Genomic DNA, 1555 nt, shown 5'->3' with positions numbered 1-1555 from the left:
GAGCGTCCCGACGCTGCCCTCCCCCGGGTCCATGTGCGGCGCCATCGCCTCGATGCAGGCCCACTCGAAGAGCCCGACCATGAAGCCGGTGCCGAACACCTTCGGCATGGCCTGGAACGCCGGCGCCTCGGGATAGAGGTACGGCACCGTCTTGTTCTCGGGAACCCGGTACTTGTGCGTGTGCGTGAGCCCGACCTTCAGCGTCTCTTTCATCTTCCCCTCCTGCGCGCCGGTATTCCAAAGACGATAGACGATTTCCCCTCGCGGGCACAACGGAAGATACCGGCCGGCCTACCGGACCTCCCCCGTTCCGGCGCGCTCCGATTCATATTACAATCAGGGGAAGCTCCCCGCGCATCGACCGTAAAAGGAGAGAGCCATGCCCCGCGTTTCCCATGGGTTCCGGTCCCTTCTTCTGTCGGTTCTGCTGCCGCTGGCGCTCCTCACGGGAGGGTGCGGCGACGTCCAGGTCGGGAAGGCGGAATCGGTGGCGACCCTGGCGGGCGCCGCCGGGGGGGGCGGCTTCTTCGACGGCTCCCCGGCGGGCCCGGTCCGGTTCGACTCCCCCGGGGGGGTGGCCGTCACCTCGACGGGGAACCGCTTCGTGGCCGACACGGAAAACCATGTGATCCGGAGGATCGACGCCTCGGGAAACATCACGACCTTCGCGGGGAAGTTCGGAGTTTCCGGGACGGCGGACGGGACCGGGGCGAACGCCAGCTTCAGCCGGATCACGGCGATCACCGCCGTGGGCACCTTCCTCTATGTGTGCGACAACAACGCGATCCGCAGCGTCAGCCCCGCCGGGGCCGTCGTCACTCTGGCGGGCCTCCCCGGGACGGCCGGTTCGACCGACAACACTGCCGGCAACGCGAACGTGCGATTCTTTTCCCCGGGAGGGATCGCCTCCAACGGGTCGACGATCCTCTTTGTCGCGGACACGGGGAACCACAAGATCCGGTGGGTGAACACGGTCACCGGAGCGACGACGACCGCCGCCGGATCCGGTGTCTCCGGGTTCGCGGACAACACGCTGGCGACCGCGGCCCGGTTCAACTCCCCCGAAGGGGTTACCTTCGACGGGGCCGCCCTCTTCGTCGCGGACACGGGAAACCATGCGATCCGGAAGGTCGCGTCGCCTTTCTCCTCCGGGGAGGTATCCATCCTGGCGGGGGACGGAGTCGCCGGCTTCGTCGACAACACGAGCGGAACGTCCGTCCAATTTTCCTCCCCCCGTTCGCTGATCTCCGTGGGGACCGACCTGTTCGTCGCGGACTCGGGAAACCACGTGATCCGGGAAGTGGACACCGCGAACTTCGGGTTCACGACCACCCTGGCGGGGTTTCCCGGGATTCCGGGATCCTCCGACGGCACGGGAAGTGTCGCACGGTTCTCCGGGATCCGGGGGGTCGGCATCCAGGAGGGGATCACGGCCCTTTTCCTCGCCGCCGATACCGGGAACCACTCGATCCGGCAGGTCACCTTGGGCGGAGTGGTCACCACGGTTTCGGGAAACCCGCCGCGCACCGGGACCGCGGACGGCTCGGGCGTCGCG

The 1555-nt window shown here is 67.7% G+C and carries 2 pseudogenes; one reads left to right on the top strand and one right to left on the bottom strand.

Annotation, left to right across the window (positions count from 1 at the left end):
• Positions 1–213 (bottom strand): annotated as a pseudogene (locus A2X88_00905) (thioesterase).
• A 166-nt stretch (positions 214–379) separates the two neighbouring features.
• Between A2X88_00905 and A2X88_00900 the strand changes: the two are divergent.
• Positions 380–1555 (top strand): annotated as a pseudogene (locus tag A2X88_00900) (hypothetical protein).

This window comes from Deltaproteobacteria bacterium GWC2_65_14, from assembly GCA_001797615.1.
In the GTDB taxonomy this organism is placed as follows: Bacteria; Desulfobacterota; Deferrimicrobia; order Deferrimicrobiales; family Deferrimicrobiaceae; genus GWC2-65-14.
The sequence above is the reverse complement of the archived record's forward strand: the minus strand, read 5'-3'. Positions and strand labels throughout refer to the sequence as shown.